The sequence below is a fragment of the Phycisphaeraceae bacterium genome (genome assembly GCA_019636795.1).
Classification (GTDB): Bacteria; Planctomycetota; Phycisphaerae; order Phycisphaerales; family UBA1924; genus JAHBWW01.
The window spans coordinates 173,815-200,175 of sequence record JAHBWW010000003.1 but is presented as its reverse complement, the minus strand read 5'-3'; the positions used below and the strand labels follow the sequence as shown (position 1 = coordinate 200,175).

24 protein-coding genes and 1 tRNA gene are annotated in these 26,361 nt (G+C 61.7%); 11 read left to right on the top strand and 14 right to left on the bottom strand.

Features of this window, described 5'->3' with window-relative positions; translation table 11 throughout:
* Window positions 1-25: 25 nt before the first annotated feature.
* Window positions 26-787 (bottom strand): redoxin domain-containing protein, encoded by a 762-nt coding sequence (locus KF757_06980; GenBank protein ID MBX3322718.1) that lies wholly within the window; start codon window positions 785-787, stop codon window positions 26-28.
* 6 nt (window positions 788-793) lie between these two features.
* Window positions 794-1,678, bottom strand: coding sequence for a hypothetical protein (locus KF757_06975; protein MBX3322717.1), 885 nt, complete (start codon window positions 1,676-1,678; stop codon window positions 794-796).
* A 199-nt stretch (window positions 1,679-1,877) separates the two neighbouring features.
* Here KF757_06975 and KF757_06970 point away from each other — a divergent pair, with 199 nt between their 5' ends.
* On the top strand, window positions 1,878-2,237 hold the full coding sequence (locus tag KF757_06970) for a rhodanese-like domain-containing protein (GenBank protein MBX3322716.1): 360 nt from the start codon (window positions 1,878-1,880) through the stop codon (window positions 2,235-2,237).
* A gap of 21 nt (window positions 2,238-2,258) precedes the next feature.
* Here KF757_06970 and KF757_06965 read toward each other — a convergent pair whose 3' ends face one another.
* Complete coding sequence (locus tag KF757_06965; protein MBX3322715.1) at window positions 2,259-2,951, bottom strand: aspartate/glutamate racemase family protein; 693 nt, start codon at window positions 2,949-2,951, stop codon at window positions 2,259-2,261.
* A 154-nt stretch (window positions 2,952-3,105) separates the two neighbouring features.
* Between KF757_06965 and KF757_06960 the strand changes: the two genes are divergently transcribed.
* From KF757_06960 to KF757_06950, 3 genes are read left to right on the top strand one after another with little or no spacing between them, the layout of a single operon-like run.
* On the top strand, window positions 3,106-4,317 hold the full coding sequence (locus tag KF757_06960) for a DUF21 domain-containing protein (GenBank protein ID MBX3322714.1): 1,212 nt from the start codon (window positions 3,106-3,108) through the stop codon (window positions 4,315-4,317).
* Entirely contained in the window at window positions 4,310-5,275 is a 966-nt protein-coding gene (locus tag KF757_06955) for a DUF21 domain-containing protein (protein ID MBX3322713.1), read from the top strand. Before KF757_06960 ends, KF757_06955 begins: the two co-directional genes overlap by 8 nt.
* Before the next feature lie 52 nt (window positions 5,276-5,327).
* Window positions 5,328-5,789, top strand: coding sequence for a thioredoxin family protein (locus KF757_06950; protein ID MBX3322712.1), 462 nt, complete (start codon window positions 5,328-5,330; stop codon window positions 5,787-5,789).
* On the opposite strand, the gene KF757_06945 is transcribed toward KF757_06950, so the two are convergent.
* Window positions 5,773-7,116: a DUF1015 domain-containing protein gene (locus tag KF757_06945; GenBank protein MBX3322711.1), complete on the bottom strand. Its 1,344-nt coding sequence runs from the start codon at window positions 7,114-7,116 to the stop codon at window positions 5,773-5,775. The genes KF757_06950 and KF757_06945 overlap by 17 nt on opposite strands.
* A 90-nt stretch (window positions 7,117-7,206) precedes the next feature.
* Between KF757_06945 and KF757_06940 the strand changes: the two genes are divergently transcribed.
* From KF757_06940 to KF757_06925, 4 genes are read left to right on the top strand one after another with little or no spacing between them, the layout of a single operon-like run.
* The gene (locus KF757_06940) at window positions 7,207-8,004 is read left to right on the top strand and encodes a phosphoribosylformylglycinamidine synthase subunit PurQ (GenBank protein MBX3322710.1); all 798 of its coding nucleotides are present in this window, start codon (window positions 7,207-7,209) and stop codon (window positions 8,002-8,004) included.
* Between the two features lie 37 nt (window positions 8,005-8,041).
* Window positions 8,042-9,085, top strand: a complete 1,044-nt coding sequence (locus KF757_06935) for a hypothetical protein (GenBank protein MBX3322709.1) — start codon at window positions 8,042-8,044, stop codon at window positions 9,083-9,085.
* Between the two features lie 20 nt (window positions 9,086-9,105).
* Window positions 9,106-10,278 (top strand): tRNA 2-thiouridine(34) synthase MnmA, encoded by a 1,173-nt coding sequence (mnmA, locus tag KF757_06930; protein ID MBX3322708.1) that lies wholly within the window; start codon window positions 9,106-9,108, stop codon window positions 10,276-10,278.
* Window positions 10,275-10,709: a hypothetical protein gene (locus KF757_06925; protein MBX3322707.1), complete on the top strand. Its 435-nt coding sequence runs from the start codon at window positions 10,275-10,277 to the stop codon at window positions 10,707-10,709. The genes mnmA and KF757_06925 overlap by 4 nt, the downstream gene beginning before the upstream one ends.
* 102 nt (window positions 10,710-10,811) lie before the next feature.
* On the opposite strand, the gene KF757_06920 is transcribed toward KF757_06925, so the two are convergent.
* From KF757_06920 to KF757_06900, 5 genes are all read right to left on the bottom strand, one after another.
* On the bottom strand, window positions 10,812-13,103 hold the full coding sequence (locus KF757_06920; protein MBX3322706.1) for a hypothetical protein: 2,292 nt from the start codon (window positions 13,101-13,103) through the stop codon (window positions 10,812-10,814).
* A 138-nt stretch (window positions 13,104-13,241) separates the two neighbouring features.
* Window positions 13,242-15,110 (bottom strand): hypothetical protein, encoded by a 1,869-nt coding sequence (locus KF757_06915; protein MBX3322705.1) that lies wholly within the window; start codon window positions 15,108-15,110, stop codon window positions 13,242-13,244.
* Window positions 15,111-15,488: 378 nt separating this feature from the next.
* The gene (locus KF757_06910) at window positions 15,489-16,712 is read right to left on the bottom strand and encodes an endonuclease/exonuclease/phosphatase family protein (GenBank protein MBX3322704.1); all 1,224 of its coding nucleotides are present in this window, start codon (window positions 16,710-16,712) and stop codon (window positions 15,489-15,491) included.
* A 54-nt stretch (window positions 16,713-16,766) separates the two neighbouring features.
* On the bottom strand, window positions 16,767-19,106 hold the full coding sequence (locus KF757_06905) for a peptidoglycan-binding protein (protein ID MBX3322703.1): 2,340 nt from the start codon (window positions 19,104-19,106) through the stop codon (window positions 16,767-16,769).
* Window positions 19,107-19,119: 13 nt separating this feature from the next.
* Window positions 19,120-19,806, bottom strand: a complete 687-nt coding sequence (locus KF757_06900; protein MBX3322702.1) for a hypothetical protein — start codon at window positions 19,804-19,806, stop codon at window positions 19,120-19,122.
* A gap of 382 nt (window positions 19,807-20,188) precedes the next feature.
* On the opposite strand from KF757_06900, the gene KF757_06895 reads away from it, so the two are divergent.
* The 3 genes from KF757_06895 to KF757_06885 all read left to right on the top strand — a co-directional run bounded on the left by KF757_06895 (window position 20,189) and on the right by KF757_06885 (window position 22,291).
* Window positions 20,189-21,799, top strand: coding sequence for a tyrosine-type recombinase/integrase (locus KF757_06895; protein ID MBX3322701.1), 1,611 nt, complete (start codon window positions 20,189-20,191; stop codon window positions 21,797-21,799).
* Between the two features lie 13 nt (window positions 21,800-21,812).
* A tRNA-Arg gene (locus KF757_06890) sits at window positions 21,813-21,886 on the top strand.
* Between the two features lie 18 nt (window positions 21,887-21,904).
* Window positions 21,905-22,291, top strand: a complete 387-nt coding sequence (locus KF757_06885) for a hypothetical protein (protein ID MBX3322700.1) — start codon at window positions 21,905-21,907, stop codon at window positions 22,289-22,291.
* A gap of 11 nt (window positions 22,292-22,302) precedes the next feature.
* Here the strand turns inward: KF757_06885 and KF757_06880 are convergent, their stop codons facing one another.
* The 5 genes from KF757_06880 to KF757_06860 all read right to left on the bottom strand — a co-directional run bounded on the left by KF757_06880 (window position 22,303) and on the right by KF757_06860 (window position 26,206).
* Entirely contained in the window at window positions 22,303-23,115 is an 813-nt protein-coding gene (locus tag KF757_06880; protein ID MBX3322699.1) for a hypothetical protein, read from the bottom strand.
* Window positions 23,105-24,283, bottom strand: a complete 1,179-nt coding sequence (locus KF757_06875; protein MBX3322698.1) for a DNA cytosine methyltransferase — start codon at window positions 24,281-24,283, stop codon at window positions 23,105-23,107. The genes KF757_06880 and KF757_06875 overlap by 11 nt, the downstream gene beginning before the upstream one ends.
* 173 nt (window positions 24,284-24,456) lie before the next feature.
* Entirely contained in the window at window positions 24,457-24,849 is a 393-nt protein-coding gene (locus KF757_06870; protein ID MBX3322697.1) for a hypothetical protein, read from the bottom strand.
* Window positions 24,846-25,457 carry a hypothetical protein gene (locus KF757_06865; GenBank protein MBX3322696.1) on the bottom strand — a complete coding sequence of 204 codons (612 nt, stop codon included), beginning with the start codon at window positions 25,455-25,457 and terminating at the stop codon, window positions 24,846-24,848. The genes KF757_06870 and KF757_06865 overlap by 4 nt, the downstream gene beginning before the upstream one ends.
* The gene (locus KF757_06860; GenBank protein ID MBX3322695.1) at window positions 25,457-26,206 is read right to left on the bottom strand and encodes a hypothetical protein; all 750 of its coding nucleotides are present in this window, start codon (window positions 26,204-26,206) and stop codon (window positions 25,457-25,459) included. Before KF757_06860 ends, KF757_06865 begins: the two co-directional genes overlap by 1 nt.
* Between the last annotated feature and the right edge of the window lie 155 nt (window positions 26,207-26,361).

The window sequence follows — 26,361 nt, the reverse complement described above, 5'->3', positions numbered from 1 at the left end:
GATCAGCAGTATGAAAAGTTGAAACTCAATCCTGCGCGTCGGCCTTCTTCTCGGGGGCGTACTTGATGCTGCACCCGACCGCCTTGGTCTGGGGCTTCTCGACGGTTTCGCCGGCGATCACCGCACGCACCGCGTCGCGGACCCAGAGGTCGTCGCCGACCTTGCGGGTGCTCGGGTCGCTGTCAATCGCGCCGTGATACGCGACCACGCCCTCGCGGTTGATGATGAACATTTCGGGCGTGACGCGGGCGGCGTACTTGCGTCCGATCTTGCCGTCCATGTCGAGCAGCACCGGGCTGGCGATCTTCCAGTCCTTGCGAACCTTCTCGGTGTATTCCTTGCCGCTGGTCTTGCTCTCTTCGCTGCCCGAGTTGATGCGCAGCCAGACGACCTTTTCGTTGGCCAGTTCCTTCTCGATCTTGAGCGTGGTGCCGGTGCCTTCAGCGTTGTAGTGCTTGACGACTGCCGGGCATTGCGGGTTGAACCACTCGAGCACAACGACATTGCCCGCCGCGACGTACTCGCTGAGGACATGCTTCTTGCCGGCCGAATCGACCAGTTCGAACTCAGGCGCAGCCTGCCCGAACTCGAACTTCTTGGCTGCCTTCATCTTCTCGATGCTCTTGGTGATGTCCTTGCCGGTCTGGTCGAGTTTCTTCTCAATCTTCTCAACCTGTTTTTCAGCGTCTTTCGTGATGGGTTTGATGGCTTCGGCTTGGCCGAAGGCAGTGCCGGCAATACCCATGGCTGCAATAAGAACAGCAATCTTCGTCGTACGCAGATTCATGATGATTCACTCCTTTGATGCTTCTTGTTTCACGGTGTCCAACCTGATCTCAAATCCGTCTCGCCGAGCATCCGGCTCAACGGGATCACGATACAGATAAGCGTATGACGACCCATCGTCGCCAGCAAAATGCACGATGCCCACGACCGGAGCCCGCGACTCAGACGCGAACTCGATGCGCAACGTGCCCGAGCGGGTCTGGCACGATTCGGCGATATCGAGCACCCCTCGGCCACTCGCAGCGGGATAAAACGACAGGACACCCGGGAGCGAGCTCGACACGCTCAACGAGTTCGCCCCTGGCCGATTGATTTCTATGGGGGCGTCTGACGCGGGCCACGCTGCCGGAAGCGCAGCCTTGTGCGCACGGACGCGAGCTTCTGTGGGAGAAAGGACTGTGGATTCTGCGATCGTCAGCGAGAGCGAAGCCTGGTCGAACTCCGCGAGGCAGACATCGCGGCAGACAAACCACTCGATGTCGGCTTCGATCTGCTGGGTCGAGCCGAGCGCTGCATCCGGCGCGATCTGCACGGGGAAAAGAATCACAGGCGAGCCTTCGAGCACATGGTCGAGCATGTCGCTATTCGTTTCGTAGCGCCTCGGTGCTGTCCATCGCGGTTGACCGATCTTCCAGCCGCTCGGCAGAGTCCAGTTGAAGATCGGAGCGATGCCGGTGTCGTTCTGTCCGGGCCAGTAGATATGCCACTCTGGCTCAATCTTGAACTGCACTGCAATCCAGAAGACATCTCCGGGTTTGGCGTGCGACACATCGGAAATGAGCGTGAACGTCGCTTTGGGGCCCTCGTCGGACGGAGGCACACTGGCCTTGGCATCCACGGTTGAAACCAAGAGGGAACCAGCGATGGCGAGAGTGGCGATGTGGTTCGTCATGGTGAGGGAATCGTTTGGTACGGGGTGCACGAAGCCCCTGACGGGAGTATTCTCTTCTGTTGAACGTTCAGTTCGGTGTTTTGTTCCATATTTCGTGGGTTGATGTATTGGGGGTCAGACTATGAGGTCATTTCTACCGATTTCGGGGTCAATTTGTCTTGGAATCACTGCAATTCTGGGGGGTTGCGGAGAACGCAATGTGACGGACAAGGACATCCAGTATGTGGATGTGGCTGCACTGCGACAGATGCTCAACGAAAAGGAACGTGACCCGATGCGCGTCATTGTGCTCGACGCCAGGCCACTGGCAGATTACAACGCGGGGCATATTCCAACCGCCCGCTCACTTCGCCCAGCCGACTTTCACGCCCCTGCTGGGGTTGACCCCGCGATCGGACAGCACAGCAGCATCGTGGTGTACGGAACCAACCCGGGCAGTGGTGTGGCCAAGGGTGTCACAAAGGAACTGCTCAAGATGCGCATGAAGCGGGCGCGGATGTTCGATGGCGGAATCGAAGCGTGGACTCGGGCGGGATACCCGCTTGAATCGAGCCAGTGAGTCGAGTCCGGTTCATTTCGATCAGGGCTGAGTTGATCGGTTGAACACTTCTCGGGCAACGATGTCGTTCGAGTCGTAGACAGGGAGCGCCCAATCTCCCTTTTCCACAAGAAGTGGGGCTTCGCTGCACCCGAAGAGCACAGCGTCACACCCGCGTTCCTTCATCTGCACCACAATCGCGTGCAGAGCGTCGAGGCTCGCGTCGTCGAGCACACCATGAACAAGTTGCTCAAGAATGATGCGCTGGATGGTGTCGGCTTCGTCATGCTGAGGCTTGTGGATTCTGATACCTTTGACCCCAAGATGTGCCTGATAGGTGGAGCCGGAGGTCACGATGGTGGTGCCGATGATGCCGACGAGTGTGCGACCGTCTTTCGAAATTGTTTCGGCAACGGTTTCAGCCATGCTGATCCATGGAATCGGGGAGTTGCGGGCAATCAAGGGCAGTGCGTGTTGAACCATGTTGTCTGGGGTGAAGCAGATCTGCGCGCCCGCATTGGCGAGGATGTCGACGGACTGTCGCAGGAGGGCGGCCACGCGGTGCCAGTCGTCGCGTCGCACCGCTTCAAGGAAGCCATGCAACGGCAGCGAGTGCATCGTGAAGGCGGGATGCTCGTGCGGGGGCAGATTTGCTCTTGCGTGTCGAAAAAGTTGTCGATAGCACAACGCCGCTCCGACAGGGCTGATTCCAACCATTCCGATATGCTTTGCCACGCGTGTGCTCCGTGGGTTGAGTCTGTGCTTGTATCGTCCAGACTTTTGCCTTTCGCGTCAATGTCGCTTCCAGTTTCTGTGCGATTGGTTTATGATAGGGTCATGCGGGCTTGAAGCCCGGAACGGGTGTGAGTTGTACGGATTACTCCTGATCTTGCCCTTGCTTCTTGTGCTTTCCGCCTTGGCGTCAGGCTCGGAGACGGCCCTGTTCGGGCTCACGGCTGCGGACCGGGAAAAGCTCGCGATGCAATCAAATGCGACCGCCCGGATCGTGGGGGTGCTGCTCGGTTCTCCCCGCGTGCTGCTGATCCTCATTCTCGTTTTGAACATGACGATCAACGTCGCGTACTTCGCGGTCAGTTCGGTGCTCTCGCTGCGTTTTGCCGATCCGCTTCACGCGTCGATCATGACTGGGGCTGCGCTTCTGGCGATGATTCTGTTCGGCGAGGTGTTTGCGAAGATTGCAGCGGGAAGCGCCCGTGTGTGGGTGTGCCTGATGATCGCCAGACCCCTGTATGTGCTTCGCAAGATCGGGTGGCCTGTGCTTTCGGTGCTGGACTCGCTTGTGATTGCACCTTTGTCGAGGCTGGTTCACCCCGATCAATCGTCAGGGTCGGTGAGCACAATCGAGTTGACCCAACTAGTGCAGATGGAGAGTTTGCACCTGTCGGCTGAGGAGCAGGCGCTTCTGCAGGACGTGCTCGAACTGCGGCTGCGGCGAGCGCGCGAAATCATGACGCCTCGGATTGATCTGAAGTGGGTGCGTGCAGATTGGTCGATTGGAGAAGTGCTCGATGCTGATCAGATGTTCATTCCGATCAGCGGTGACGAGTTGCACAACGATGTTCGCGGGACAATCGACGTTCGTCGGGTTGCGGCGGGTCTTAAGGGTGGCATGGTGTTGCCTCCCGTGTTCGTCCCGGAGCAAGCCAGGCTCGACCAGGTGCTTGGTGTGCTGACGCAGCGCGCGGCGGAGTGTGCGTACTGCGTCGACGAAATGGGCGCGATCATCGGCATGGTGCTGCTTGACGACATTGTCGATGAACTTGCGGCGGGTATCGGATCAGGTGATGCCGATGCGCGAGACATAAGGCCGGCGGGCGAAGGCGCGTGGATTGTGACTGGGCGGCTGGGATTGCGGGATTTTGCGGAAGAACTTGAACTCGGTGAGGTCGAGCCCTGGACCGGGTCGGCACGGGTGAGCACCATCGGGGGTTTGGTACAGGCCGAACTCGGACGTATGCCAGTGGTGGGTGACGCTGTGGAAGTCGGAGGCCTGAGGCTTGAAGTGAGTCAGTTGCGTGGGCGTGCGGTGCGGAGGGTTCGCGTGCGACGACTCGGCTCGACGGAGATTGGCGATGAATGAGTCGATGATGACAGGCATTGCGCTTGGCGTGGTCGGACTCTTCGGCTCGGCCTTGTGCAGCGGGCTGGAGATGGGGTTCTACTGTGTCAATCGTGTCCGGCTTCGCCTGCGTGCGGGCGAAACGCCACCTGATGCGGCAGCAGTGGCGGTGCAGCAGGAACTCGATGAGCCCGATCGCCTGTTGACGACGCTCCTGATCTGGAACAACGTATTCAACAATATGGGCGCTCTTGGACTGAGCATGGCTCTGCTCTCGATGGGGTTTTCAGAGGGCTGGGTGGTGGGGTTGCAGACGTTGGCGCTGACTCCGGTGCTGCTGGTGTTTGGCGAATCGCTGCCCAAGGAGTTGTTTCGCGTCGGGGCGGATCGGTTTTCATATCGGTTGGTGTGGCTGGTTCGCGTCTTGCGTGTGTTGTGCTGGCCTGTGATGGTGCTGGTGGTCCTGCTGGCCAGAGGTGCGTCGCGTGCCTTTGGAGGGCAAAAGGCGACGCCCGACCGTCGTTCGCAAATCGCGTGGATGCTCAAGGAAGGCGCGACACACGGGGCGATCAGCGAAGTTCAGGCTTCACTGGTCGATGAGGCAATGGAACTGAGTCGAACGACCGTTGGTCGTCACGCAGTACCTCTCACGGCCTCGGTGTCGGTGGTCAATGCGGCGGATCGTGCTCGCGTGGCGGCAGCGGTGCAGCGTGCAGCACGCGACCCCGTGGTGGTGATGCGCGAGCGTGGGAGAGTGGAGGGGTTGATCTCGGGGGTGCCGGATGCGGGGAAGGGCTGGCCGGTGCGTACGCCGCTACGCATCGATGAGAACGTGACGGTGCGTGAGGGGCTTTCTCGCATGTCGGCGGCAGGGGCTCGCGAGGCGATTGTGACGCGTGGCTCGCTGGATTTTGGCCTGATAACCACGCGGAGGCTGATCGAGCCGCTGCTGGGTTCGCTCGTCAAAGATGTGAAATAGGATCAGAGCGATCGGAGTTTGAACAAGAGCGGGGGCAGAACGGAGCATGTTTGTGAAACGACTTGGAGTTCTGGTTGCCATCGTCGGGATTGCAGCAGCGGCAATGGTCCTTCCGAGACTTGGAGGAGTCGCAGCCACGCCTGCGGTTTTTGATCGCAACATCACGCTGAATATGGCGACCGAGCAGAGCGATGAATCAGGCAAGCCCGTGCTGGCGTTCGTGACGGCGGACTGGTGCGGTTCGTGCCAGAAGATGAAGCGGCACACGCTGTCGAATTCCGAGGTCGAGTCGTTCATCCGGCGCGAGTTCATTGCGGTGTATGTCGATGCGGACAATGACCGGCGCGATGCGCTGGAACTCGGCAACGTCCGCTACCTCCCGACGAGCGTGGTGAGGCTTGGTGCACACGAAATAACGCGCTTCGAAGGCGAGCAGAAGGCTTCTGCCTACCTGGCATGGCTTCGTTCGGCAGTTGAAGAAGCTCACCGGCGCCTGGTCATGACAGAGGATTGAGGAACAGCCCGGTCGCGAGTTTGGGATAGAAGAAGGTCGACTTCTGAGGCATGACCTCGCCGGCAAGACTCACATCGCGGACCGACGCCAGAGGCGTGGGGCGTACGACGACAGCGAGTTGTGCGAATCCTGAGCCACCACCTGCGCCTGTTTCGCCGCCGCGTCCGATTTCGAGGAGTTCATCGATCGAGTGCGGGAAAGCCCAGGTGACGGGTTTGTCTTCGTTGAGCATCGGCTGGCAGATTTCCTCGACGATGAGGTGCTGAATGATCGCGACATCCAGTCGCCGCCAGGCTTCGGGCATCTTGGGAAAACGGTCCTCAAGCGGATCATCGACGACGGACCACGCGCAATAGCACAGACCCGTGGCAAAATCCATGATCCCAAACACATTGGTACCCTCGCGGTCGGCGATGTGGGCGATGGACTTGTCAAACGTGTGCGGGTCGTTGTCGACGGGCTCAATGTTGAGAAACCCTTGCGAGGCTTCGATGAACTTCTCGATGGTGTAGTGCTTCATGCCGCCCAGGACGCGATGAGTTGGACCGATGGCAAGCCCAGGGTCGGACATGCCGACAATGACAAACATGGTGCGCCGCGCGGGATGACTGGCGGGAACTGGTTGCTGCGATTCGAGGTGGGCAAGATAGTTGACTGCGGTGTTATAGCGATGATGGCCATCGGCGATGAAAATGTCTTCTCCCGCGAGTGCGTCCTGATACGCAGCGATGGTCGGCGCGTCTTCGATGGTCCAGACTTCATGTACAACGCCGTCGCCGAGGTTTGCCGTCATGTCGGGAGAGCGAGAAGCGATGACGTGTTCGATGAGCGCGGTGGCGCGGCCGGACTCGTCGGCATGCAGCCCGAAGATCGGGGAGATCTGCATCGCGGTTGACTTCATGAGCGCGAGGCGGTCTTCCTTTGGCCCGGAGAAGGTGTGTTCGTGGGGGAGAACGCCGCCCCCGTCGCGCGGGCCGAGTGGCAGTGTTTCGACGGTGCAGGCGATGCCCTTGCGGCGGAATCGGTGGCCCTGGAAGTCGAAGGTTTGAACGTAGGCAAACATGGCGGGAGCTGATCGCTTCGAAAGCGTGCCCTGGGCAGTCCACTGTGCGATCAGATCGGCAGCGGCGCGGTATGCCTGCGGTGGGCCGAGTTCCTTGGCAGGAACGTGTGGCAGGTCGGCCCCGACAATGTTGGCGGGGTTGCGGCGCACAAGGTCCGCCTTCTGTGTCGCGTTGAGTACGTCATAGGGCGGCGCGACGAGGGTGCTGACATCGCCGATCCCTTTGTTGTATTGAATAGCCTGGAAGGGGTAGACCTTGGGCATGGAGATTCCTTTCACCAGACTATACGGAGGGCCGAGGTTCGGCGCGCCGGTGCCGCTCCTATCGTCAAAGGGAAGTTGTGAGGGATCGGCATGGTACGGGCACTGGTGATTCGGACTGCTGGGACCAACTGCGAAGCGGAGATGGTGCGCGGGTTCGCGCTGGCGGGGGCCGGTGTCGATCTGGTTCACATCGATCGCCTGATCGAGGATGCTTCGCCCATCGAGCGAGCAGACCTGATCGGCTTTCCGGGCGGGTTCAGCCATGGTGACGACATCGCGTCCGGGCGCATCCTGGCGATGAAGATCCGCGAAAATTTGTGGCAGCCTTTGCGGGCAGCAGCGGATCGAGGCACGTTGATGATCGGGGCGTGCAATGGGTTTCAGGTGATGGTTCAGGTTGGGCTTCTGCCGGGGCCGACGCCCGGGGAACGGATGCCTCTAGCGCGGCCTGAGCAGGAACTGGCGCTGGCGCACAACGTCGGCGGGAGTTTCGTCGATCAATGGACTCGGGTCGAGGTGCCGGCCAACTCGGTGTGCGTCTGGACTGCGCCTTGGCGTGAGGGGTATGGCGAGGATGAACTGATGCTCCCGAGCGCGCACGGCGAGGGGAGGCTGGTCGCCCGGTCCGAAGCGGTGCTTGATCGCCTCGAAACGAGCGGGCAGGTCGCGCTGCGGTATCGGGAAAACTTCAATGGTTCTGCCCGATCGATTGCCGGCGTGTGCGACGCGACCGGGCGGATTTTCGGACTCATGCCGCACCCTGAGCGGTATCTGGACTGGACGCGGCACCCATTCTGGACGCGGCTTGGTCCGCGTGAAGGCCGCCAGACGCCGGGATTGGTGATGTTCAACGCGGCGGTTGCTGCAGCAGCGGGCACATTGGCCTAGTGCAACCCGTGCGGCAGCGGGAGGTAGAACGAGCGATATGACTTCGTTGCCTTCGAGTCTGCAAGGGCGTTCGCGCGGATCGGTGATCCGCGAGCATCAGCGTTGCCCGAACTGCGAGTATGACCTGATCGGGCTCGTGGCTGGCGGTGTCTGCCCCGAGTGCGGGCGGCCAATTGTGATGCACCGACCATCCGGGAGGTTTGGCGACAATCTTGTTGATGCACCGCTGAACTATCTGCGACATCTGCGATGGGCTTTGCTTCTGCTCGCAGTTGTCTCGATCGGTGCCATTGTGACGGTTGCAGCAGCGTGGTGGACGGGGCAGTACGCAATCGTTCCCGTGTCAATGCTCGGGCTCACGCCGGCTTGGGCGGCTGGAGTCTGGCTCACGACGTGGAAACGGCCAAGCGGATTGCCGCGGGACTCGGTGCTGGATCATCGCAAACTCCGCGTGACGCTTCGGGTCGTGCACATGCTGCCCATCGTCGCGGCAGGGTTGATCTTTGCGGGATATTTGACGCAGATGAGTACACCCGTGGGCTTACCATTGATCGCTCAGGTTCTGCTTCTGGCGGGGCTGGGCATTGTGCTTCTGTGCGTGGTGGCGCTTGTGCCGCTGGGTGTCTATCTGTCGGCGCTATGCGATTGGGCGGGCGACGGGAGCCTGAGCACGCGCTTCCGTCTGGCGAGTTCGGTCATTGCGCTGTGCACTATGACTGCGGTCGTCATGGCGATGATTCTTGTCGGATCGGTCGGGATGCGCGGGATGGCAGCGTTGGTGCTGATGTGGTCGGTCTCGGTGAGTGGAATCGCGACGGTTGGGTTTCTGTTTTTTCTGCTTCAGCTATCGCACATGGCGACATGGGCTGTCAACAATGCCGTGACAGCCAGCGAGCGCGACGCCCGGGTTTCGGCACGGCGTGAAGAGCGCATTGCAAGCCTGGCAGCGAGGGTTCCTCCGCCTCCCAAGCCGTCGCCTTCGATTCCTTTGGCATCGCTTTCCGACGACCTCCCGATCCCTCTGGCCGAGCCTTCGGTGAGCGATGCGGGCGACGATCTGCCGGGGCTCCCGCGCATCTGACCACACCTACGATCAGGCTCATGCGTGCAACACGGGGAAAGGTCTTGGTCGCGATGTCCGGGGGTGTTGATTCCTCGGTCGCCGCGGCGATTTTGCGCAACGATGGATACGAAGTGATCGGGTGCTTCATGCGGCTTGGTTCCCCGGGCGATGAACTCATCGTCAAGGAGGGAGACGGCTGCAACACGCGTTCGCTCAAGGTGGGACATCAGGGGTGCTGTTCGGTGGGGGACGCGGCCGACGCAAGATTGGTCGCGGCGATTCTTGATGTGCCTTTTTATGTCTGCAACTTCCGCGAAGACTTCGGACGCATCATCCGCCACTTTGTCAGCGAGTATGCCGACGGGCGCACCCCCAACCCCTGTATCAGATGCAACGATTGGCTCAAGTTCGGGAAACTCAAGTCGTACGCGCAGCAGCTTGGTGCCGATCTGGTCGCGAGCGGGCACTACGCGCGCATCGAGCAGCGTGACGGACGACCGCGTTTGATGCGGGGGCTGGATGAATCGAAGGACCAGTCGTACGTCCTGTTCGGTGCGGCAGCCGATGCGATTGGCCACATGATGCTCCCGATTGGAGGCATGCACAAGTCCGAAGTGCGCGAGCGCGCCAAGGCGCTCGGGCTTCCTGTCTTCGACAAGCCCGACAGTCAGGAGATTTGTTTTGTCCCGGACAACGACTACGCGGGTTTTGTCGAGCGGCAGCGGCCTGAGTTACGCGTCGAAGGGAAAATCATCGACACAGCCGGGCGTGAAGTCGGTCGGCATCAGGGGCACCATCGCTTCACGATCGGGCAGCGTCGCGGCGTTGGCGTTGCGGCCGGAAGCCCGATCTACGTTGTCGACAAGCGGACTGCGGACAACACAATTGTCGTGGGCTCGCGCGAGGAACTCTACTTTGAGTCGTGCACCGGCGGCGAGGCGCAGTGGTTCGTCGAGCCTGCAGCCGACTGGACACCATGCCGAGCGCAGCACCGCTACAACAGTGACGCATGTCTGGCTGAGTATCGCGTGATTGCACCGGGTCATGCGGCGACGCAATCGGGACGCTCTGGCCGCTTTGAGGTTCGCTTCGCCGAGCCTCAGTTCGCTGTGGCGCCGGGGCAGGCAATCGTGCTGTATGGGCGTGATGAGCCAAGTCTGGTGCTGGGCGGAGGATGGATCGAGCGGGCAGTGCGAAAAGGGAAATCATGAGCGATTCGAAACACCTCGCGGTGTATCTGACAGGGTTCAATGCCGAGACCTATGACCGCGCCGATGATCCTTCAGCCGACAGCGAAGGGCACGTCGTGACGGCGACGGTGCTTCGCCGCGAGACCGGCGACCCGGGTCTTGTGCCGGTGCGGGTGCGTGTGGGGCATGGTGTCTCGCCGGCGACTGCCGCGACACTGCTTCGCAAGATTGCCGATCTGATCGAACGCAACGGCGACATGCTCAGCGCGTCGCCGGGGCTTGCGCTTCGGCGCATGCCCGACGGGTCGGCGCAGCGAAAACGCATCACTCCGCAAAGCCTGCTCGCGATGGCGAATCAACTCGATGGGCCTGAACGCGAGAAGTTGCTCGAAATGCTCGACCAGATTCGGGATCAGATCGTGGACGAGCCTCGGCCCGAAGACATGCTCTGAGACCGCACGGGGATATCAACTCGTCGCCGCGACACCAGCGCATGAAAAAGGGGCCGCGACCTGTGTCGCGACCCCTTGATGGATCATGCCTTCAGGTCTGGATTATGGCACCGTGATGGTGCGCCATGGTGACCACGGCGAAAGCCCGGCGACGTTGCCCGCACGAATGCGGTAACGGAACTGGCCAGAACCCGGAGCGTCGTTGTATGACGTGGTGTTCTGAGGCAGGTTGTTGTTGAGGACCGTGGTGTTGGTCCACGAGCCACCGACGTTCTGCTGCCTCTGAATGCGCCAGTAGTCCTCATTGGGAAGATCGGTCCAACTGACGAGGACATTCCCGCCGCCGGTATGCGTGGCGGTAGGCTGAGCCGGGCGATCCGGGACCGTGATGCTGGGATCAACCAGCGTGATCGTCTGCCACACAGACCACTGACTGGTACCAGCCGAGTTCTTGGCGCGGATGCGATAGCGCCAATCCCCAAATCCGCCGGGGTTATTCACGAACGAAGTCGTGTTTGCTGGCAGGTTGGACCCAACGATGACAGAGTTGGTCCAGACGCCGCCAACCTTCTCCTGACGCTGAACGTCCCAGGCGGTTTCGTTGGGAAGGTCAATCCACTGCACAAGCACAGATCCGTTACCTTGGTCGGTGACAGTCGGCTTGGCAGGGCGATCGGGCGGATTCACGACAGTACCGTTGATAGTGATCGAAACCTGATGATTGGCGCTGAGTCCGCCCGAGTCGGTTACAGATGCAGTGATAGTGTGCGTGCCGACCGCGAGGTTGCTGTAGGTGAAGGACGCGCCGGCACCGAATACGCCGTTGATGCTTGAACTCCAGAGCACGTTGGCAGCGATGTTGCCGTCTTGTGGGTCATCAGCGATGACTGAGAAGAAAATGGGGTTGCCCTGATTGAACTGTGCGCCGCTGAATGGCGTGGTGATGAAAACGCTGGGGGGGTCGTTTGGCGGTGGGCCGGTGTTTGCGAGGCACGGGCGTCCGTTGGCGTAGTTGGTGATGACAGAAGCCTCAGCAGGGCTGAAGTTCGGGAGCCCGATGCCGCCGCAACCGCCGAGACTGGCGCACATGATCTTGCAGGTGCTGCCTGAGCAGTGGTTAGCGCTGAAGTTGTGCCCGACCTCGTGTGCGGTGAGTGCGATGCGGCTGGCCATCGCGGTGGTGAAGCGAGAGCGGCTGACGCCGTAGGCCGTATTCTGAACACAAACAACCGAAAGCCACGCAATGCCAAGGACGCCGCCCATGTTCCGACCGGTCATCAAGTGGGCCAGATCGCGATGCACATTGCCGTGGTTGGCATTCCAGTGATTGCGGAACTGGTTGAGGAGGGTTTCGGCATTACTGGATGTGTAAGGGTTCGAGGCGCTCGATGTACGGACGATGATCTGCGTTGTCGTGAAGGTGACGTTGCAGTCACGCTCGTAGACGATGATCATGCCGTTCTGGACGTTTTCGATGTCGGCGATGGTGTTGTTGGTGTTGCTGCCGTTCTGCTGATAGAACTGGAAGTCGGCGTCATACGCCATTTCGCAGATCTTGAACCCTGGGCCGCGGAACGTGCCATCCATCTGCGGATCGATCGGGTTGAAGCCGCCCAAGTCGGGCAGCAATCCGCCGCCACAGTGCACATCCATCTCTCGCACGGCGTTGCCGTGGTAGACGATATGAACATCGCCCGCGACGCCCGCGAGCACGTCGGTGATCGGCTGAATGAACCATCCGTCCTGCACATTGTCGTGAAGGAGAATCGAAGCGGAAAGACCGTTATCGATGGATGCCGCGACGACGCTGCCGGGCATTTCGATGACACGGCCGCGCCACGTCTTCGGGGCCGGGGGCTCGATCTCAACAAGTTGACCCGAACCATCGTCGATGAAGACCTTGAAGTTCGCTGCCCGCGACGAGAACGGGGCGAGTTCGAGGGTGTACAGCCCGCCATCGAGAATGACAGGCACCAGCACGCGCCCGTTGGTATGCGGGGTGATGGTCAGCGACTGAAGGCCAAGTGCGTTGAGGCCGAGTTGGTTGCCGAGGAATATGTCGGAGCTTTCGACACCTGCCACGACTGTGGGGGGGAACTGTGCAAGCAGGGTTTGTGCAAATCCTGCTCCCACGCCTGCACGAACGACCTGGGCTCCATCCGCTGCGGTTCCAACGATGCTCCCGTCGATGGTCGAGAGGACAGCGAGTCGGTGCGAGTCGGAGGCGTCGATGCCCCAATGGACAACCAGTGTGTTGTCAATGAAATTGGACTGAAGGCGTTCGAATGTGCTCGGTGGAATCGGGTCCGGGCCGGCCGCGAGCGTTGCGGGACCGGCCAGGGCAAGAAGGCCGCATGCAGCGAGCATCTTTCCTAGCGATCTGATGTTTCCCATTCGTGCATCCTCAAAATCTAAACAGGCGGGACGTGCGTCAGTCGGGCATCGACCCGACTCGAAGCACGTCCAAACCTGTTGGTATATGAACTCTGTTGATGGCGGGGTAAGAATCCCCCCGCCGGTATGAAACTCCAATCAGGGGCAACCTTGGCTGAAAAGATCGAGATAAATCTGAACGTCGAAGAAGTTGTACATAGAGTCGCCGTTCATATCCGCCGAGGGGTTCTGGGCGGCGAAGGCGTCGAGGAAATGCTGAATATCGAAGAAGTTGAGTTCGCCGTCACCATTGCGATCGGCGGGACAGGGCGGATTCACGGCGTTGATGGTGAGTTGGACCTGATCCTCGCCGCTGAGGCCTCCGGCATCGATGACCGAAGCCGTGATGGTGTGTGCGCCAGGTGAGAGGAGGGTGTACTGGAAGAACGCGCCGTTGCCGAATGCCCCGTCAATGTTGGACGTCCAGACGAGGTTTGCAGCAACGTTTCCATCCTGAGGGTCAGAGGCGAGGGCGGAGAAGAAAACGGGGCTGCCTTCGTTGTAAACGCTGTTGGCCTGAGGAGTGGTGATGAAGACGGTGGGCGGATCATTGGGCGGTGGCGAACCGTCGTCGATGCACCAGCGATTGCTGGCGAAGTTGGTGATGCCGGTGGCTTCGGGGACACTGAAGTTCGGCAGTCCGATCCCGCCGCAGCCGCCGAGGCTGGCGCACATGATCCGGCAGGTGCTTCCAGAGCAGTGTGGCGCGCTGAGGTTGTGACCGACTTCGTGCGCGGTCAGCGCAGTGCGCTGTGCGAAGTTGGTGGTGAAGCGTGAGCGGCTGACTCCGTAGCCGTTGCTGATGCTGCAGACACCCTGGAGCCAGGCGATTCCGAGGACGCCGCCCATGTTGCGACCGGTCATGAGGTGAGCCAGATCGCGGTGAATGCTCTGGTGGTTCTGAATCCATTGAGTGCCGAACTGACCGAGGAGCTGTTCTGCGTTGCTTGTTGTATAGGGGTTGCCGGCGCTTGATGTGCGAACGATGATCTGTGTGGTGACGAATGTGATGCCGCAGTCACGCTCATAGACGACAATCATGCCGTTCTGAACGTTTTCGATGTCGGCGATGGTGTTGTTGAGGTTGCTGCCGTTCTGCTGATAGAACTGGAAATCGCCGTCGTACGCCATTTCCACGATGAGATGACCGCCGCCGCGCAGGGCGTTCTGATTTGGTTCGATGGGGTTGAAGAGCATTCCATCGTGAGGGAGTGCTCCGCCGCACTCGTGCCCGTGCGAAACAGACGCCAGGCCGTGGTAGACGATGTGCGCATTGGCGGGATTGCCGGTAAGGGTTTCGGAGAGGGGCTGGATGAACCATCCGTCCTGAACGTTATCGTGAAGCAGAATCGAGGCCGTCATTGCCGAGCCGTCGATCGAAGCAGCAACCATACTGCCGGGCATTTCGACGACTCGACCTCGCCATGTTTTGGGAGCGGGAGGATCGACCTCGACGAGTTGGCCGCTGCCGTCATCGACAAGAACTTTGAAGTTCGGTGCTCGCGACGAGAACGGGGCGAGTTCGAGCGTATAGAGCCCACCATCGAGCAGGACAGGCACGAGCACGCGCTGAGGCCCGGTCGGAACGATCGTCAATGACTGGAGTTCGAACGTGCTGATGTCGTACTGCTCGCCGAGGAAGATATCGGTATTTTGAATGGAGACGATAACAGTGGGCTGCACCTGATTGAGAACGGCATGCGCAGCGGCGAGTCCATGGCTGACGCGGATGACATCAGTACCGTTGGCGCCCGAAGCGACGACCTGTCCACCGATAGAGTCCAGAATGTCCTGACGTGCTGCAACCGAGGCATCAATGCCCCAATAGACCACAAGCGTGTCATCCATGAATGTCGAGCGGAGGTTGTCAATGGATCCGGCGGGTATCGGGTTTGGGTTTGCGGCCAGACTCATTGTGCCTGCGATAGCAAGCAGACCACACGCTGCGACCAGTGCGTCAATTCTCATCGTGAACTCCAAGAAAAACCATGACCCCTTCGCGATTGAAAAGGCGCGACAGCAGCACTCCTTGAATGCGGGAACACAGCTGAACTTCTCCCCGGCTGCCTGGGATCGAAAGGCAGCCCCCTTCATGAACTGTCAAAAGCGACATGGCTCCCCTCTGAGCCAAGCAGCAACCCTACTAAAGCCGAGGGCGGCGAATGCGCGCTGGCGTTCCTTTACCTAAGTACATAATCTAATGGATCTTGAACGTCGATGCAAGGCGGAAATTGCGGCGAAAATACCCTATCGCATACTGACATAGGGATAACGTTCGCAGTATGTTCGCATATTTATGCCTTTGACGTGCAAAATTTTGAAGGGAAGCGAGACAGCAACTTTTTATCAAGGGTTCGGTACAACGACATCCATCCACACCGGAAAGTGGTCGCTCGGACGTTGTCCGTCGGACCAGCGCCAGATCCCGCTTCGGAGTACCCGAAGGCTCGATGACGGGAGGATGTAGTCCACTCTCAGTCGAAAGTGGGCGGTGTCGTGTGGTTCGAGGCCTTCGATGGCGAAATCGCTCGTGGGGGTGTTCTGGCTGTTGATCGCGGGGTTGTCGAGCAGGAACTGGCGCATCGGGTTGCGGTACGAGTTGCCCTTATCGGGGTCGGCGTTGAGATCGCCAAGGATGACGAATGATGAGCCTTGCCGAAGTCCGCCGCGGCGAGCCTCATCGTCGACGATGTAGTCGGCGTTGAGGATGTAGTCGGCCCAGAAACGGATCTCGTCGTGGTTGCGTTTGCGGTTGCGGAGTTCATCGCCATCGAATGCGGGTGGAGTCGGGTGGCTGGCAAGGAAGTGCACGATTGTGCCGTTGGGCATTTTGACTGGCACGTCCCAGTGACTCTTGGAACTCAGACGGAAGAGTTCGAGGGCTTCTTCTTCATACCACATTGATTCTTCTTCGTCCGTGCCGAGTGTGGGCAAGAGTGCATTGGGCATGCCCATCCACGGAAAGAGGCGAAACGTGCGGACGCGATCTTCGACGATATCGAGGCGTTCATCGACCAGAATGGCCATGCCATATTGCCCCGGAAACTCTCCCCAGCCCCATGCATCGCCGGCGTAGGCCCGCGCTTCGTCGGAGGCTGAGTGATGTGTGCCGTCGGGCTTGGCGGTGCGTGGTGCGGGGAAGCTGCTCACGACTTCGCCGCTGCGGTCGAGATCGAACCCGCTGGGCATGCCGGTGTTGGTGCGGGCGGTGAAGACGCGGTAACGGATTGGTTCGAGGCCTTGGCGCTGCGCGACAGCGATGTAACGCTCGGCGAACTGCTCGGCAGTCCACGAGCCGGTGGTTTCACGTCCGTAATCGTCGGGGGCTGCGAATGCGATTTCGTTCAGGAGGATCACGCTGGGGCGAATGCGCTGAATGGTCTCGGCGAGTTGTCGCAGGCGATAGGTCGAGCCGTCGCCGATGTCGCTTGGGCGGACATCCTGAAGGTTGAACGTTGCGACACGAATAGCAACGGGGCGAGATTCTTCCTGTGCCGCCTCACTCGTCGCACCGAACCAGACGAGGGTGAGAACGGCGACGATGATCGAGGCGGAGAATCGGTGGCGCATGCTGTTCCTCTCGCGAAAAGTTGCGAGACTTTACGCATGCTGTGCGTGCGGCATTTATGCCTCGGCCAGAGTCTGCATGGTTCGCGGGCCGGCGATGCCATCGACACTGAGTCCGGGAGTCTTGCTTTGCCAGCGTCGAATGGCTCCGGTCGTGAGCACGCCACAGATGCCGTCGGCCTTGCCGCTGTCCATGCCTTGAGCATTGAGTTGAGTCTGGACCCATTCGACGATCGCGCCGCGCGAGCCGTGGGCGACCATATTTCGGCGTGCGGCCTGTTCGGTGGCATCATCCCATACGTTCGTGGTTGCCACGCCGAGGATCTTCTGCAGGTCCACGATCTTGCCGGTCGGAGCAGGTGGTGGCGGTGGTGGCGTCGGTTCGACGCCGTTGTAGGCGTTTTCGGCATTCTTGCGAAGCGACTCGGCGGCGGTGATCTGGTCGTCGAGTTCGGCTGGGGATATGAAAATGAGACTGTGTGGCAGGCGTGCATCCCAGCCTTTTGCTGTGCCCGTATAGCCCGGAAAGCGCCGAAATGACCTGCCCTCCATGACGATGTTCCACCAGCGTTTCTGAATGTCGGGAATGGTTGAGGGCGAGGGCAGCGGAGTGTCGTGCGACTTCTTGCGATCGCCAGCGGGATGGCGCAGGAACGTCTCGCAGAGTTCGAGCCAGTCGATCCATGTGTAGAACCCGAGGACGTTGAGATTCTTCGAGGCGAGATCGCGGTCCTCGTATGCTGCTCGGGTGACGGCAACACGCGGCGGGTCGGTGTGCCGCGTCATTGCCTTGATGACATACCAGTGGACCGATTTGGCGAGGTTGATCGCGTGCGTGTGAAGCGTGTTGATCTCCTCTTCGTGCGGCCACTCGTAGTCCTTGGCGAGCAGAGAGTGCGAGCCGACCCGAAAGCGCCCGAGATGCTCTTCGATGATGCGACGAACGGCGCGGTCGAAGGGCTCGCGGATTCGGTCTTCGATGGCGTCGCCGATGTTCTCGACAATCCACTTGGCAGCCCCGAGCGGAAGTTCGGAAACCATCCACTTGAAGAACTCCCACGGATACATGAGTCGTTCGTGCATCTCGGCGAGCAGAATCAGAGCATCGGCGACGGTCAGCGACGAGCCGGGGACATCGGCTGCGAGCGCGAGCACGGTGTCGAAGAACGCGTCCTTGACCTCCTTTGCTTCCGGCGGGATCTCGTGCATGACAAAGCGTGCGGCGTCGCGCACCGCGGCATCGACGCTCGGGTCGCCGCCCGAGACGATGCTGCTCAGCGCAGCTTCGACGGTGGCGCGGGTCTTTGGGCCGTTCTTGATCTTGCGGACAAGTTCGACCATGAGGCGGCCGAGCTTCGTACCGTGGCCGTGCACGCCTGGGGGTTCGGGAGCCCGGTCAAGGTGGGCTTCGACGCGCAGGCCGAGTTCCTGGGCGACGTGCGCCAGAGAGTGCAGCGTGTCCCACGAGTCGAAATAGCCGGTGACGACGTTGGTCTCGCTGAACGGCGAGCCGATCGACTCATCGGGATTGAGTTTGGCAAGTCGATTCTCAAAGATTTTCTTGGAGTGCTCATCCTTGAGAGTGCGCGCCCGGGCGTGCATGGCGTGTTCGACGAAGTTGCTGTGTGCGAAGAAGTCTTCCAGGGCATGCACAGCGTGGCCCAGGCGAGCAAGACCCATGTTCCACTCGAGGTTCGCGTCGGCATCGGGCCACGCCTGACCTTTGGGCGAAAAGGTCCGCTGAGCCCAGTCGCGGTCGATTTTGGCCAGCAGTCCGGCGGCGATCTGGATGTCCTCGATGAGGTAGTCGTAGAGGTGTGGGCTCAGGGGCCGAGAGCCGGTGCCGTGCTTGTCGGCCGAGCGAGTGGCCTGCTCCTGCGCGGTGACGGCAAACTGCGGATAGCGGTCGAGGTGTTCGTGCGGATAGTACTGGGTGTAGGAAGAGTCGAAGACATGCTTGTAGGCCTTGTAGTCCATGCGTGCCGGGCCGTGGCGATGTTCAGGATGGACGAACTTGTCGTAGCCCATGACGAAGAAGGCCTTGCGCATCATCCCCGCAACCTGGCTGTCCTGCCCACCATCGAGCGCGCTGGCGGCGGCCTTGATCTCGCCCAGAAACTTCGTGAGCGGAACCGTGAGGTTGTTCCTGATCCAGCCGGGCGAGTTCAGGATCTCGAGCGACATGATGGCCTTGACCGCGCCATCGACACCTTCGCGTACGCCGTTGGCGACATTGGTATACGGCTGCGGATCGACCGCCTGCTGCACATCGGTGATCCAGTTGCCCAGGTAGAACGCGCCGGTGCGCCAGCCGGGCTTCCTGGCGCGAACGAGCGCTGCGGTGATGAGCGGGAGCCCGGCCTGATCGGCGCATTCGTGATGTCCGTGTGTGTCCATGCGGGTGTTCCGATCAGGATCCGTGCGCGTCGCGGATCTTCTGCAGTGTGGCGTGGCTGACGTTGTCCTCGGGTTCCAGGCCGCTGGTGGTGAGGAAGGTGTTGATCGCGCGCCAAAGGGCGTCGCTCCACTGGCCGTCTTCGCGGCCTTCGTAGTAGCCGAGGCTGCCCAGGCGTTGCTGCGTCCCCAGCACGGTATCGTGCGGGGCGAGATGGCCGAGTTCGATCATCTGAATCGTCTTGTTTTCGTCGGTGCCGACGCGAAGCAGGCCGGCGCGTGCGCCGGGCTCGATCGTGATGGTGATGCGGCCTTCGTCGTCAGTCTGGCCTTCGAGAAGCTTTGAGTCGAGTTCGAGTTCATAAGGTTCGCCCGCGCGGGGCTCGCCGTCGCGCATCATCTGAAGTTTGAGCACTGCGGGCACGCCCTTACGGCGGAAGCGGTGGCGCTGCTCGGTCGCGCCCGATTCCTCGCCCGGCTCGATGGGGGGGATGACGAGTCGGTCGCCGGGCAGGATGACCATGGCGTCGGAGCGTGCCGAGCGGACCGGGGCGTTGTCGCGGTGGTTCCAGATTCTTTGCCAGAAGTGCCCGCTGGCTTCAGCGATGCTCAGGAGGCACTCGCCCTGCCGCACGACATAGGGACCGCTCCCGACGGGTGACTGGTCGCGGAAGGCGGATGGAGTTGCATGAGATTCGGGCACGATCGGCTCCGGGCTTGACGCGAGGCGAGGCGTTTGGCGGGAGGGTGGAGGCACGAGCCGGCAATCGGGCCGGCCGCCACCGGTCCCAGTCTGTCAGCGTGAGAAAAAGGCATCGCTCACGCCGCAATGAACCTTGGGCGGGATCATACCATTGACGCGGATGGTTTCGAGGTTCGTGTCGTGTGTTCGATGTCTGTCCCGGTAGCTCAGCTGGATAGAGCAGCGGACTTCTAAGGGCTGAACGCGGCGTGTAGCCGTAGCCCCAGGTGTTGTAAACGCCGTATTCCAAAGGGATTTCTGATCGGTCCCTCTGTAGCCGCAAGTAGCGGTATGGAGGGACCGACCTTACCAAGGCCCTTGGTAAGGGAATCGGAGGTCCGATATGGAGCGTCGCGTTTACCTGACGGAAGAGGCGTTGAAGCGGTGCCGCGCGGAGGCGGTCAAGGCGGGCGGGCCGGTGGTCTTCACCGATGACCGGCTCCGGGGCTTCCTGTTCAAGGCCAACGGGGAGGCGGGGACGTGGTACGTCCAACGCGAAGTCGGCGGGAAGTCCGTCCGGCTGGCCCTGGGGCGGGCCGGGGGCAAGCGGACGGCCTCCGACTTCCGCGACTTGGCGGAGAAGGTCCGGGGCGAACTGGGGGAAGCGAACAAGGCGGCCAAGGCCGGGGATGAAGCGGAGGCCGCCCGGATCGTCGCCCGCATTCGGGAACGGCTGGAGCGGGACGGAGCGCCCGCCCGTCCCAACGCCCGCGCCGACGCTCCCCAGGCGGCCCAGGCGGACGCCCAGGGGATGGACGCTCCGGTGGCCCAGGTGAACGGGGAGGCGGGCCACGCGATGACAGAGGCGGAGGCGGAGGAAGCCGAATGGCGGGCGTTGACGCTCGCCCAGGCGATGGATGAACACTTCGCCTACATGCGCCGCCGCAAGCGCGCCCGCTCCGTCCCGTCCATGAAGGCGGAAATGGAACGCTACCTGGGCGAGTGGATGGACCGGCCCATTTCGACCCTGACGCGCAAAGAGGCGATGAAGCGCCACGCCCAGGTGTGTGATGACCACGGCGGGACCGTGGCGAACAAGTCATTCCGCAACCTTCGCGCCGTCTGGAACACGGCGGCGGGCAAGCGGGAAGCCGACGAGAACTACGGGGCCGTGAACCCCGTTCGGCGCTTCGCCAAGGTGTGGCATGAGGAAGCGAAGGGCCAACCCATCGAATGGGAAGCGCTCCCGGAGTGGGCCGCGTCCGTCAACGGGATTCGGAACTCCGTCCGGTGCGATTGGTACTGGTTCGTCCTGTTGACAGCGCTTCGGAGCCTTGACGCGCGGACGCTCCGTTGGGATGAAGTGAACCTGACGGACAAGGCGGGGTGGTACGTCAACGCCGAAGGCGAGCGCGTGGCGCTCCCGCCGAAGTCGATTCACCGGCCATGCCCAAAGGGTGGCGAGCGCAAGGCGTTCACGGTCCCCCTGTCCGCTCCGGCGGTCGAAATCCTGAAGCGCCGCAAAGCGGAGAATCCGGCGCTGTTCGGCGACGATCAAGGGTGGGTCTTCCCGACGCGGGACAAGTCGGGAGCCGTGGTCCACCTGTCGGAGCCGAAGCAACAGGACTACATGCGGGACGCGGACGGGCGAATCCTCCGCTTCAAGCGGAACGCGGCGGGCGCGTGGGCGGTTGACCCCAAAGGCCAGCCCCGGAAGTTCACGGCGCTTGCGAACCCCCACCGGCTCCGCCACACCTTCGCCAGTACCGCCGATGAAGAGGGTGTCAACGTGTCGGAGCGCGTGTTGAAGGCGTTGCTGAACCACACTCCCGAAAGCGCCAACGTAACGGATCGGTACCGGAAGCCCAGCATGGACGCGATGCGGGCCGCAACGGAGAAGGTGTCCGCGTTCCTCATCCGCAAGGCCGGGGCGGTCCCCGCCGCTACGAACCCGGCGGGCCGAATCGTCCGGGGAGCGGACGCCCAGGGGGAGCGGCGACAGGCCAGCGCGTAGAATGGTCCCACCTGTCCCCGTGGCGCAACTGGATAGCGCTCCCGTCTTCTAAATGGGTGGTTGCTGGTTCGAGTCCAGCCGGGGACGCTTGCAAAGGAAACGACGATGGACGAACGACAAGCCGAAGCGTTGGCGAAAGTGATGGGCGGGGAGGCGTGGCAGAGCGGGGGCGGTATCTACGTCGTCGCGCTCCGACGCCCGGACGGTTCAATCGTCGTCTTCTCGGATGACCTTGTGGCCGAGTATCCCGACGATGAAGCATTCGACGCGGCCCAACCGTCCGCGTCCATCATGCTCCGCGATGACCCGACAGAGTATTGGGTCATTCAGGATGAAGAGGGAGGCGTTATGCTCGCGGACCCGGACCACGGGCGCGGGTGGCCCAGTGAAGAGGAAGCGGAGCATGAGGCGCGCGGCATCGCGTCCCGTACCGGGTTGAAGACGTGGGCGCGGCGTCAACGCTTGGAAGACACCATCCCGACCAAGGCCTAGCGAGTGCGGGATCAGGCCCCGTTCAATCGCTCCAAGATTCGTTGGCAGAAGACGGCGCGATCGGGAGGCGTGCGATACAGCGCGCCCGTCATTAGGCTGTTGTGACTTGTGCCGATGGCGCGTGTGAACGTCAAACGCCGATGCGGCGCTCCCCGGTCGGGATCATCTTGGAAATCGTACAGCATGAATACAACATTGCTCGTGCCCGCCTTCGGGTCCAGTTCATCGAACGGGATATAGTGGCGGAACTGGGCGTATAGCGGTTCCTGTAGGACGGAAACGATCTTGCTCCCCCAGTGGTGGTGATAGAAGCCCTTCGATATCAGTTGCGAAACGTACCGCTTGCGGACGTTGGCCCAGTTGAGGCCGTAACTGATCTTTCCCTCTACCTGCGCGTTGCCCAACAGCGCTTGATACGCGGGTTCGACGCTCCCCGTGATATCAACCGCCTGCAACTCCACACTAACGAATGAACGGACGGTGTTCGTCGCGTCGATATCCGCAATCACCAAGTCCACCATCCCGAAGCCCTTCATTTGGACTTCGTAGGCGACTTGCGGCGCTGTTGGGGGCGTGCCCGCCCAGCAATGCGCCAGCACGTCCGCCACCAAGTCCGCCTGATAGAACCGCTTCGGACAAACGCAATGCTGGATCGTCTTCCGGTAGATGCTGCACACCGGGTACGAACCCTGCATCCTTTGACTTCGCTTGGTGCAAACCGAGTTGATGAAGGGGCACTGATACCCAGCGTTTACTGGGTTTCGCATTTGGTCCGCTGGTTCACCGAGAACTTCGGCGATGATCGTGAGCGGGTCACGAGACAAGTTCTACCGTGCCCTTCTCGGTCGCGGGTTCCTTCAACATTTCCGCGACCGACTGCGCAACGGCGCGGGCGAGCAACGGAGGAACAGCGTTTCCAACTTGCCGGAACTGATCGACCCGCGAGCCGTTGAAACGGAACCGATCAGGGAACGACTGACAGCGCGCCGCTTCACGAACCGTAAGCGTGCGCTCCTGTGTTGGATGAATGAACGCCCCCCAGTGCAAATCGCATTTGGTTAGAATGGTCGATGCAAGGCCGGTCTTCTCCAGCCGACCGTAGCGTTTGGTGTGGTCGCTACGGCGAGCGGCCTTCATGCCCGCCGGTAGCAGGTTGCGCGGGATATCGCGCCAACTTCCGCCCGGAGGGATGTGCTTCAGACGTTGTATGTTGATCGGCGCGAGATACGGCGCAACGTGGTTATACAACTTGCGGGAGTACCGGCGCATGACGCGCTGATAGTCCGACTTCGCGGGTGAGCCGTAGTCGCAGACTTCTTCGCCTTCCTCAATCGACAACTTCGGTAGGTCACTGATTGCGTCCCACACTGTCACAAACGGTTCTCGCCCAGGTTCACCGAAGAGGGAACTGGCATCCTTCCCGTAGTGCGTCGGCTGGGGCCACTGAATCGCGTCCCCGTCCCGGACACCGACAAAGAAGATGCGGCGGCGCTCTTGCGGGACTCCGTACTCTTCAGCCTTCAGAATCCGATGCTCGACGGTGTAGCCCAGGTCCTTCAACGCGGAGTGGATTTCTTCAACTGCGCGGCCCTCTTCAATGCTGGTGATACCCGTCACGTTCTCCATGACAACGGCGCGGGGCAACAGCCCTTTGACGATGCGCAGGTACTCACGGAACATGCCAGATCGTTCATCGTGCATCCCGCGCTGATGGTTGTAGACGCTGAAGGCTTGGCACGGCGGCCCGCCAACCAGTACGTCCAGTTCCCCGCGCTTCAGCCCGGCGAACTCCAGCATCTTCGCATTGCTGATGTCCTGAATCGGCCCAGGGATGAACTTCGCTTCGGGGAAGGCCGCGCTGAAAGTCTCACCGGCGGATTGGTCGAAATCGTTGGCGACGAGGCATTGGAACCCGGCCTGTCGAAAGCCCTCCGCCAGTCCGCCCGCTCCGGCGAACAGGTCAATCGCGGTAAACGGGATGGTTCCAGCCACGGCTTACCTCATCGGTCGGTGCGCCATGATAGGCACCACTAGTCGCCCACGTCCCAGGACAGACCGCTACAGGCGGTACTGTACGATGCCCTAACGGGCCTGTCAACCCCGTTGAAGGGCGGGAAGGCGGTTCGTGGGACGAGTGTAGCCGAATCGGTTGCCGCGTGTGGCCCCTACCCGTTCGCCCGCATCCGTTGGACCACGGGCGACGCTTCGCCCAGGGAGGCGGCCACGGTGTCCAGGCCGCGCATGGCGGCCTGGGCCGGGAGCATCGGGCCGATGCGCCGGACGGCCCGACGAACGGCGCGGGGGAAGCCCACGTCGGCGGGTTCGGAGTAGACACCTGGGGCGCATTCGTAGGACGCGGCGTAAAGGATGACGTGGTGACACTCCGCCAGCGCGAGGAAGCCCAGGACGGCGGCCTTGACGCTCGCGGCGTGGTCCGCCCAGTCGCCTTCGGCGGCCTCCACCTGGGTGCGAACGGACTTGACGGCGCGGCGGGCGACTTCCCGGCGCACGGCGGAGAGAACGGCGGACGCGCGGGCGTCCCAGAGTTGATTGGTCATACGAACCCCTTTCCACGGTGGCGGTACTTTGCGCGGGCGTGGTCGGCGGCCACGCTCCCGAACTTCGCTTCATATTGGAGTTGGGCAGTGAACGAATGCGACGGGGAGCGCGGATCAAACATGGCATCCGCGCCGGAAGCGTCGGTGTTGAGGAATCCCGCGCCGCGTGCGCCAGCGCCGACAGACGTAGGCCAGTACCGCCCCTTCACCTGGGCCATCAACTCGCCATGAATCCACGCGGCGGGCGCTTGGCCCGGAATCGTGTCTTTCGCGTCGGCCTTGGTCACGACTTCGCCCCGTTCGTTGACGGTGAAGAGTGGGGTAGCGCGGAGCATCGCGTCTTCCATGAACTCCGGCTTGACGCCCGAAGCCTCCAGCGCGGAGCGGATCGCCCCCGACACCTTCTCCGACGCCCATGCCGATTGGATGGATTCGGCGCGGGCCTTGGTTTCGGACAGTTCCTTGGACACGTTGCCCAGGGCGGACAGGACGGACGCGGGGTCCGCATCGTCGCCCAGGGCCAGCGCCTTGCGGACGCTTCCCGCGAACTCGCGGAGTTGGGCCAGTTCATCGACCGGCGGCGCGGCGTTGGGGTCGGTGTCCGCCATTAGACCGCGCTCCCTTCCAGGTTCCGCAATGCGGCCTCCGCGCGGGCGTGGGGATCGGAACCCCGGCCCACAAGTCGGCCCCAGGTGCGTTCGGTGGCATCGCCAGCGCGGGCGAGCGTTTCACCCAGGCGGATCAACGCATCCCGGCGGTTGGCGGCCTGGGGCGCGAACTTCCGCTCCGCGTCCATCCGCAAGCCTTCCAAGTCGCCACGGGACAAGCCCGACGCGAGCGGGGAGGCGGACAGGACAGAGGCCACGGCTTCCACGTCCCCTTCATTGATCGCGGCGCGGAGCGCGTCAAGGCGAGCCGTCTTCGGCATGGTGTGCAACACGCGACGGATGGAGTCGGCCCGCATGGAGTGAACCACCGATGACCGATGCTCCGGGAGTTGGAGCGCGGCGGAGATTTCATCCTCCGCCTTCGCCCGATGCTTGGCGATGGACTCCATCGCCGTTGCCACCGTCTGGCGAGCGTCGGACAGCGCCTTGTCCGCTCCGGCGCGGAGTCGGCGTTCCTGGGCGGAGTCGATGCGCGTGGCCTTCAACGCCCGATCCGCTTCCGACAGCGCGGCGGACTTGGTGTAGAGGGTTTCCATCGACGCCCAGGCTTTGTTGAACGCATCGTCGATGATCGGTTGGCCCTGGGTGTCAACGCCCAGGATGAAGGCGTCCCGCATCGGCGCGAGATTGTCAACGTGAACCGATACCGGAATGTCGGTGTTGATCGGTGGCGGGGTGTTTGGTTCCATGATTGGGTATCCGAACTCGGCTTTGCGAAACCCGCCGGGGGCCAGTACGAAACCCCGGCGAGTGAGCGGACCCGACAACAAGCCGGGTCGAAACCGGGTCGGTCGCCTTTCGACGGCGGCCCGGTGAACGTCTGAAACTCCGGCGGCCCACGCCA

Coding starts and splice junctions, on each gene's coding strand:
- KF757_06945 (MBX3322711.1), bottom strand. CDS start 7,116: ATGCCCAAGGTCTACCCCTTCCAGGCTATTCAATACAACAAAGGGATC.
- KF757_06870 (MBX3322697.1), bottom strand. CDS start 24,849: ATGACCAATCAACTCTGGGACGCCCGCGCGTCCGCCGTTCTCTCCGCC.
- KF757_06920 (MBX3322706.1), bottom strand. CDS start 13,103: ATGGGAAACATCAGATCGCTAGGAAAGATGCTCGCTGCATGCGGCCTT.
- mnmA (MBX3322708.1), top strand. CDS start 9,106: ATGCGTGCAACACGGGGAAAGGTCTTGGTCGCGATGTCCGGGGGTGTT.
- KF757_06980 (MBX3322718.1), bottom strand. CDS start 787: ATGAATCTGCGTACGACGAAGATTGCTGTTCTTATTGCAGCCATGGGT.
- KF757_06940 (MBX3322710.1), top strand. CDS start 7,207: ATGGTACGGGCACTGGTGATTCGGACTGCTGGGACCAACTGCGAAGCG.
- KF757_06910 (MBX3322704.1), bottom strand. CDS start 16,712: ATGCGCCACCGATTCTCCGCCTCGATCATCGTCGCCGTTCTCACCCTC.
- KF757_06925 (MBX3322707.1), top strand. CDS start 10,275: ATGAGCGATTCGAAACACCTCGCGGTGTATCTGACAGGGTTCAATGCC.
- KF757_06895 (MBX3322701.1), top strand. CDS start 20,189: ATGGAGCGTCGCGTTTACCTGACGGAAGAGGCGTTGAAGCGGTGCCGC.
- KF757_06885 (MBX3322700.1), top strand. CDS start 21,905: ATGGACGAACGACAAGCCGAAGCGTTGGCGAAAGTGATGGGCGGGGAG.
- KF757_06915 (MBX3322705.1), bottom strand. CDS start 15,110: ATGAGAATTGACGCACTGGTCGCAGCGTGTGGTCTGCTTGCTATCGCA.
- KF757_06955 (MBX3322713.1), top strand. CDS start 4,310: ATGAATGAGTCGATGATGACAGGCATTGCGCTTGGCGTGGTCGGACTC.
- KF757_06905 (MBX3322703.1), bottom strand. CDS start 19,106: ATGGACACACACGGACATCACGAATGCGCCGATCAGGCCGGGCTCCCG.
- KF757_06935 (MBX3322709.1), top strand. CDS start 8,042: ATGACTTCGTTGCCTTCGAGTCTGCAAGGGCGTTCGCGCGGATCGGTG.
- KF757_06865 (MBX3322696.1), bottom strand. CDS start 25,457: ATGGCGGACACCGACCCCAACGCCGCGCCGCCGGTCGATGAACTGGCC.
- KF757_06860 (MBX3322695.1), bottom strand. CDS start 26,206: ATGGAACCAAACACCCCGCCACCGATCAACACCGACATTCCGGTATCG.
- KF757_06975 (MBX3322717.1), bottom strand. CDS start 1,678: ATGACGAACCACATCGCCACTCTCGCCATCGCTGGTTCCCTCTTGGTT.